The organism is Corynebacterium sp. HMSC078A10 (genome assembly GCF_001811565.1).
Classification (GTDB): Bacteria; Actinomycetota; Actinomycetes; order Mycobacteriales; family Mycobacteriaceae; genus Corynebacterium; species Corynebacterium hesseae.
The window spans coordinates 1-6,544 of the sequence record NZ_KV805202.1 but is presented as its reverse complement, the minus strand read 5'-3'; the positions used below and the strand labels follow the sequence as shown (position 1 = coordinate 6,544).

General features: G+C 51.9%; 5 protein-coding genes and 1 pseudogene. 3 read left to right on the top strand and 3 right to left on the bottom strand.

The window, feature by feature from the left end; all coding sequences use genetic code 11:
• Positions 1-269 precede the first annotated feature (269 nt).
• Positions 270-1,488, top strand: a pseudogene (locus HMPREF2808_RS13015) (IS3 family transposase); the annotation flags it as partial.
• A gap of 343 nt (positions 1,489-1,831) precedes the next feature.
• Here HMPREF2808_RS13015 and HMPREF2808_RS05745 read toward each other — a convergent pair.
• The 3 genes from HMPREF2808_RS05745 to HMPREF2808_RS13010 are packed head-to-tail and all read right to left on the bottom strand — an operon-like array spanning position 1,832 to position 4,103.
• A complete protein-coding gene (locus HMPREF2808_RS05745) occupies positions 1,832-2,563 on the bottom strand; it encodes an ABC transporter permease (protein WP_005291905.1) in 732 nt (243 codons plus the stop codon).
• Complete coding sequence (locus tag HMPREF2808_RS05740; RefSeq protein WP_034964029.1) at positions 2,560-3,477, bottom strand: ATP-binding cassette domain-containing protein; 918 nt, start codon at positions 3,475-3,477, stop codon at positions 2,560-2,562. The genes HMPREF2808_RS05745 and HMPREF2808_RS05740 overlap by 4 nt, the downstream gene beginning before the upstream one ends.
• The gene (locus HMPREF2808_RS13010; RefSeq protein WP_100619287.1) at positions 3,474-4,103 is read right to left on the bottom strand and encodes a phosphatase PAP2 family protein; all 630 of its coding nucleotides are present in this window, start codon (positions 4,101-4,103) and stop codon (positions 3,474-3,476) included. Before HMPREF2808_RS13010 ends, HMPREF2808_RS05740 begins: the two co-directional genes overlap by 4 nt.
• A 211-nt stretch (positions 4,104-4,314) precedes the next feature.
• On the opposite strand from HMPREF2808_RS13010, the gene HMPREF2808_RS13005 reads away from it, so the two are divergent.
• Positions 4,315-5,703 (top strand): sensor histidine kinase, encoded by a 1,389-nt coding sequence (locus tag HMPREF2808_RS13005; protein WP_168165069.1) that lies wholly within the window; start codon positions 4,315-4,317, stop codon positions 5,701-5,703.
• On the top strand, positions 5,700-6,371 hold the full coding sequence (locus tag HMPREF2808_RS05735) for a response regulator (RefSeq protein ID WP_034964032.1): 672 nt from the start codon (positions 5,700-5,702) through the stop codon (positions 6,369-6,371). Before HMPREF2808_RS13005 ends, HMPREF2808_RS05735 begins: the two co-directional genes overlap by 4 nt.
• Positions 6,372-6,544: the final 173 nt, after the last annotated feature.

Here is a 6,544-nt window from a genome sequence, read left to right as displayed (position 1 = left end):
CTCCGGCACGTAGTGCCTGCGCCCGCCTGTGGCTACGGTCAAGAAAGCGTGGAATAAATAGCGAAAAAGCGCCCCGGATTCTGAACTGCTCCCCATTAGTTGGACTGAGAAATCAGTTGCCAACAACTAGTGGGGAGCATTTTCTTTGAGAGCACGTAGTTCGCTGAGTGAAGTTCAGCGTGAGCAGTTAGTGGAGCTTTTCGAGCAGGGAATGGGTTGCCGAGCCGCTGCTCGTGTTGTCGGTGTCTCGAGAGACGCAACGCGTAGACTTTATCGTCGTTTCCAACTGCGTGGCAGACTATGTCTCGTGGAGAAACCAAACAAGCAGCACTACTCCTTCGAGGCGAAGAAGGAAGTTGTAGAACGTCATCTTGCGGGTGAGTCGATGATGGATCTTGCCCGAGAGTTCAATCTTTCATCCGACCACCTCGTCAAGGACTGGGTGGCTAAGTGGCGCAGAGGCGGCGACGAGGCTCTGCGCCCGAAGCCGAAGGGCAGGCCCAAAGGATCGGCTGGGCCGAAACGCCTCACGGAAGAGGAAAAGCTTCGCCGCCAGGTTGAGCGGCTGGAAGCGGAAAACGCCTACTTAAAAAAATTGCGAGACTTGAGGAACCAGGGACACGCCTGAAAGCCCAGGCAATCGTCATCCTCAAGTCACACCACCGCTTGGACTACCTCCTGGATGCGGCCGGCATGGCACGCTCGACATTCTTCTACCACCAAAAACGACTCACCGCACCGGATAAACATGCCGAGCTCAAACAAGCGATCCGGGACAGTTTTCAGCGCAACAAACACCGCTACGGCTACCGGCGGGTACTGCTCGACCTGCGTAACCAGGGCTGGGTGGTCAACCACAAACTTGTCTACAAGCTCATGCGCGCCATGGGCTTGAAAGCCAAGATCCGCCAGCGCAGGCCCTACATCTCCTACACTGGCACAATCAGCTACATCGCTGAGAACACACTCGAGCGCAACTTCACCCCCGATAGGCTCAACACTGTCTTCGTCAGCGACGTCACCGAGTTCAAAGTCGCTGGCCGCAAGGTGTATCTCTCACCGGTGATGGACCTGTTCGACCGCTCAATCGTCGCCCACACAGTGGCCACATCGCCGTCTACAGCGTTTACCTCGGCTTCGTTGGCGCAGGCGATCAAAGCGTGTGCTCCAGAGCCGGGCTGGATGATCCACACCGATCAAGGATTCCAATACCAGCACTCATCATGGCGCACCCTGATTAGCCAGCACCAGGGAGTCCAATCGATGTCACGCAAAGGCAACTGCTACGACAACGCGGTCATGGAGAACTTCTTCGGCCACCTGAAAACCGAGATGTACCACGGAGAAGCCTTCGACACCGTCGCAGAGTTCAACCAGGCAATCGACGAGTACATCCGGTGGTACAACACCGAACGCATCCAACAACGACTCAAGGGTCTAACCCCGATGCAATATCGAAATCAGACCCTTGAAGCCCTAACCGCCTAGAATTAAACCAGTCCAACTTTCGGGGGCCAGTTCAGATGGACCAGACTCCATCAGAATCTCGACTATCGCACGCCTGCTGAGGTTGAGTCAGAGTTTTGGGCAACAAACCCGACCCAAGAAATAATAGAAATCAAGGCAAATGCCTAGGAACAAAACCCGGGGCACTTCACTTCATTTATGACGAAACGCGGTGCAGCTGGTGATCTAAAATCTCAACCTTCCCGTCTTGACCTGGTAGATCGATCCCTTCACTGGAGAAAGTGGTCACTCTAACCGCAGGCTTCAAACCAGTTATTGCTAAAGCAGACTCTCCGAGAGTTTCGTAACCTAGATCAAATCCCAATTAGGGCGCATCACGCTTGCAGTGCAGGGTGAACGACAAGACTCCTAATAAGAAAGCAGGAGATAGGATAGCGAACGCGGTTGCAAGCGCTGGATAGACACTAGTGGCCTCGCCCAACGATCTAGCCAGCAGCGAGTGGGAAGCCGCGAACGGAAGCCAAGGCGTTATAGCGTCGAACATTGGGATCTGCGCCAAGAGTTGTTCAATGAGTAACATCCAGGTGATCGGGGTCGCTACGGCTGCAGCTACAGAGCGCGTAATAACAGCGATAGAGGTAGCCATCGATGACCATACCAATACGATGCCCAAATAAAGCCCCCAATACGGTAGCGCTCCCACGCCTATTTCCAATCCATCTGGGTACAACATCCCAGCTAATAGGGCCAGCGGTATACCAATCGCAAATGCACAGACCAGAAAGACACCTTCGACGACATAGTGCGCCACCAAAGACAAATACCGAGAAGTTTGAGTGAGAAAAGCTATCGCTGTGGACCCAGATCGAATCTCGGTAGCTGTGTATGCCCCACTAAAGATTATCGCCAAAACATGAAATATGCTGATACATTTGCCAATATCACTGGCATCGATAGGTCCTTGGTATTCGGCATCATAGACTGCTGCCATGATGATGATCGGTCCGAAAAAACAGCCAAGAAGCATTACCGCATAGACACCCGTCGAGCGAAGAGAAATAAGACGGCGCAGTTCGGCGCGGAAAGCAGCAATCATGGTTGAAACCTTCTTGCGTTAAAGTCTGATGATGTGGCAGTAAGCTCTAGGAAGGCTTGTTGCAAAGTGGAAGTGCTAGAACCCAAGCTAGTGATAAGAATGTCCGCGTCGTGGCATTTACGAGACAGTGCCAATACATTTGGGATCCGTTGATTAAACGAGACTTCAAGCCCGTTTGGAAGCTTGTTGACATCGACACCCAAATTTCGTAACTCACCCATCAGACGAGAATCATCATTGGTAGCTATGATGGTGTTCTGGGAAGAATTAACGAAGTCTTTCATGTTCCATTCACCGAGAATGTGGCCTTGACCGATGATAAGGATCCGGTCGGCTAAGGTCTCGATTTCACTTAACAGATGTGAAGAGATGAATACCGCATGTCCCTGGGTAGCTAGATTCGTTAAGTAGGAACGCATCCACAGCATGCCTTCGGGGTCTAGGCCGTTCATTGGTTCATCTAGAATAAGATTCCGGGGGCGACCAAGCATTGCTGTCGCGATTCCGAGTCGTTGTTTCATTCCCAATGAGTATTTTCCCATGGGACGACGCGCAGCTGATGACATCCCCACCTCTTCCAAAACAGCATGAACTGCTGAACGAGGTAGCCCGGCTGATGCAGCAACAACTTCGAGGTGTGCTAAACCTGAACGTCCAGCATGAAACCATGATGTATCTAAAACTGCCCCAGCGGCTCTAGCCGGCTGCGCGTGTTGGGAAAGCTTGCGCCCGTCTATGAGAACATTGCCTGCGGTTGGGCAGTCTAGGCCAAGCATGCATCTCATAGTCGTAGATTTTCCTGCGCCATTGGGGCCTAGGAAACCTGTGATGGCGCCATCAGGGACAGTGAATGTGAGATCGTTGATAGCTGAGAATGTTCGATACTGTTTCGTTAGTCTGCTTACGGTAATCACGCTTGGCCGCCTTCGTGTCGAAGTCTGCTTTGTTCAGAGTTTGCAAAGCGAACCCAGACCGGGTGGAGCAAGACCACTACCAGACAAACTGTGACAACGCCTAAAGCCAGTCCGGATAACACATCATGGACGTAGTGCACCCCAGCTGCGACTCGGGAGCTGGCGATCACAATTGCCACAGGTACCACGATCCATTTAGTACGAGATAGCGCAAGAACGCAAGCTGTAGCAAATGCCGCGGCCAGCACTGAATGATTTGAAGGCCACGACCAATCACCTGGGTCTGGGCATGTGAGTGCGGTCGTGAGCATACTGCTTGCACATGGTCTCGGCTCGGAAACGAGAATCTTTATTCCTTCGCTCAGCAAATATGCGATGACAACACCGACTCCCGCACAAGCAAACACTGAAAGTCTTTCACGCGATCGAGCAAGACACCAGAGGCCGACAACTGTCGCTGTTGCCACTAGGATAAGCAGCCCTTTACTTGCTATGAGGGTGACCAGCGTTTCAAGGTGTATACGCGGAACCGTCGTAACGATCGACGAATATAGAAATTGTCGCTCAGGGAATGCGATAGCGGAGCCGATGAGTAGCGCGATAGTGACAATCCACGCCCATCCCATCCCCATCTTCAGTCCGGACCGTCTTGTTATTGATCTCGATATGTGTGTTTGGGTATCAATTTCGTTCACGGTTACTTACGCTATGGGGGTCTAATGGGCAACACATCTGCCGATGAGACATAGTTGTCTAAGCCTTTTGGCATAGAAATACTTCTCGAGTGCCTCCCTATCGGCAGTACTCTGAACGGTGATTATCAGGCATACTATGAATATGATTCTGCGTAATCGCGTAAATCCCCAGCGATTTTTGGAGATGGTTTGCGCTTTACTTTTTGGATTGATTGCAGCCGTTCCAGAGCCTGGCCTCCTAGAAGTTTCTTTTCTGACAGCATTAGGTGTAGGAATTGGAGCGATATCACGAGGTGTTAGCGTTGGGCTAGCAGGACTGGTCGTTTTGATAGTCACATGTGTGGCTAGAACTATTTGGCAGGACGGGCATTGGCTTTATCTGATGGGGGAACTGCCCCCATCAATACTCAGGGCGGGAATTCCCTGGCTGTGCATGGTAGCGGTGCGTCAGTATGTCAGTCTGGGCAAACGAGCTGAGCGGGAACGAGATCTACGAAGGCGCCAGTACGTAGCTAATCTTCAAAGTCAAGCATCTGTTGAGCGGCTTTCACTGGCCCAATCTTTGCACGATGAACTTGGCCATTCGCTCAGCCTTGTAGCTTTGAATCTCAGTCGCGTCGAACTGGATTCGGCTTTGCCCGAGAATCTTCGGAGCATCATCTCCTCTGCGCGCGAGGACCTTGGCAAAGCAGTCGAACAGTTGGGGGATTCAGTTGTTGCTCTCCGATTAGGTGCCAAGCCTGCCCCCGGGGCAACTGATTCTATCGAAGCGCTCATCAAACATGCTCAAAATGCAGGGGCATCCATCTTTGTTGATCCTTTACCTACCAGCATCTGTGCAGAAACAAGCGGCTACAAAGTTCTCTACCGTTTTCTCCAGGAGGCTATTACTAATTCGATGAAGCACGCACCGGGTGAAAACATTTTCATTCATCTAGTGGAAGTTGGAGAGGTCTTTCGAGCGCGAGTGGTTAATGCGACGACGGTTCAAGAGGTTGCGCATAGAAGCTCTGGTGTTGGTCTTTCAGCGCTTACTCGGGATCTTCGAGCCGGCGGCGGGGATCTAAAGGTCGATGCAACTAGGAGCACTTTTTCGGTCGAGGCGACGATTCCTCTACAAGTCGAGCAAAGTGTCCTGATCAATACTGAAGACCAGGAGTCTACTGCTTCTAATGAGATGGTTAACCCGGGCATCAGACATGCGCAGCAGCGGATAGTGCTGTTGACCGCTTCCCTGATAGTTGCTGGATTGCTTGGCACTGAGGTGGCGTCTACGTTCCAGAAAAGTCGTGCGTTGCTTCCTCCGGAAGAGTTTGCAGGCATTACGGTGGGTAGTGATCAGGCAGAAATCGAACGTGTATTACCTGACCGAGAGGTTCCTCCTCGGCGGGGAGACCTTCCCATACCTGGGTGCCATTATTATGCAGTGACGGCACGTACTTTTGATGATTCTGCAGGAGATATTTACCGGGTTTGCTTCAAAGAGAATGTGGTGTCGTCGGTGGACTATCTTCGGGGAGAAGACAGATGAGTAGTAAAAAGCAGCCAGTGCGAGTCATGGTGGTCGACGATGATCCACTTATACAGGCTGGAATCAAGGGTGTGCTTGAATCTGACTCTTCCATCTTCGTGGTAGCTTCGGCATCCAGCGGTACTGAGGCCCTGGACTTGATTGACGCGTATCGACCGGATGTTTTACTTTTGGACATCCAGATGCCTGGTCTGACGGGTTTAGATGTGTTGCGAAAAGTTCGACAACGCCCACAGCGTCTAGCGTGCGTGATTGTCACTACTTTTGGTGAAGACGATTATGTGTTGGAAGCTGTTCGTTTTGATGCAGATGGTTTCGTACTAAAGGCGGGGGATCCGTCGCTTTTGCTTACTGCGGTTCATGCGGTTGCTGAGGGAGGGGCTTTTTTCTCCCCATCTGTGGCACGCAGGCTTCTTTCTCCTGAAAGGATTGCGCGTTATGCAGAAGTTCGAGCTGCTGTGGAGAAGTTTGGCCGTCTTACGTCTAGAGAGCAAGAGGTGTTGGTGCGGCTCAGTCGTGGCGCTACCAATTCGGAGATCGCGCAATCTATGCACTTAGCACCTGGGACAATCAAAGCTCATGTGTCCTCTATTCTGAGGACTACTGGCGCTCGTAACCGGGTAGAGGCTTCACTAATTGCCATCTATGCTAAAGAAAGTTCACTCTGAAACTAGACTCCCCACGATTCTTCTGAAGACTTAAGCACCACACGCATTCTCTGGAAAGACCGAGGTTTTGCAGTCTGCACAGGAATGCGCTTCGATTGGTTAGCGCGTCGACCGGCGGGTTCAAGCGGTGAATGCAACACCCGGGCCTGACCCCCGGAAAGTAGACACGTCGG

What these genes read in the sequence shown, in the direction of transcription:
- HMPREF2808_RS05745 (WP_005291905.1), bottom strand. Translation starts at nt 2,563, where the DNA reads ATGATTGCTGCTTTCCGCGCCGAACTGCGCCGTCTTATTTCTCTTCGC.
- HMPREF2808_RS13010 (WP_100619287.1), bottom strand. Translation starts at nt 4,103, where the DNA reads ATGGGATGGGCGTGGATTGTCACTATCGCGCTACTCATCGGCTCCGCT.
- HMPREF2808_RS13005 (WP_168165069.1), top strand. Translation starts at nt 4,315, where the DNA reads ATGATTCTGCGTAATCGCGTAAATCCCCAGCGATTTTTGGAGATGGTT.
- HMPREF2808_RS05735 (WP_034964032.1), top strand. Translation starts at nt 5,700, where the DNA reads ATGAGTAGTAAAAAGCAGCCAGTGCGAGTCATGGTGGTCGACGATGAT.